The following is a 482-nucleotide window of genomic DNA, read 5'->3' as shown; positions in this document are numbered from 1 at the left end:
GGCGATCCGGTCAATATGGCACGCGCTTTTGCGCTTGCGGTCGAGTCGGGCCGTCTGGCTTATGAGGCGGAACCTGTGGAGGCGCGTGAGAAAGCGCGCGCCAGTACGCCGACGGTGGGTCAGCCTTTCTGGCATTCGGCGGAATATTGAAAAACATTAGGGCGTGTCGAACACGCCCTTTTTTGTTGGTGAAAAACCTGATTTCAGGTTGAACAGAATGTTCAGACGGCCTTGGCCAAAAGCTGTTTCAATGGCTTTAAGATTTGCCATGCCTGCGCTTTGAGTTGCGGCTGCATCAGCAGGCGGGCGGGGTGGGGAATGACGAAATGCGGCCGCTCTGCGCACAATTCGTTCATCAGCCCGATCATGTCGGGGCTGTCGAAGATTTTGCCGAGGAACAATACTGCGCGCGCTTGCGAAGCGGTCAGCTCGTTTTGCATTTCGGCAAGCTCGGAGCGGATGTGTTCGGCATCGGGCAGGGC

General features: G+C 57.1%; 2 pseudogenes. One reads left to right on the top strand and one right to left on the bottom strand.

What is annotated here, in order from left to right:
* Positions 1 to 150 (top strand): annotated as a pseudogene (locus tag ACTHS3_RS16850) (thiazole synthase); the annotation flags it as partial.
* Between the two features lie 71 nt (positions 151 to 221).
* Here ACTHS3_RS16850 and ACTHS3_RS16845 read toward each other — a convergent pair.
* Positions 222 to 482 (bottom strand): annotated as a pseudogene (locus tag ACTHS3_RS16845) (uracil-DNA glycosylase family protein); the annotation flags it as partial.

The organism is Neisseria sp. P0009.S007 (assembly GCF_051962515.1).
Note: the sequence above shows the minus strand (reverse complement) of the source record. Positions and strands in the feature narration are given on the sequence as shown.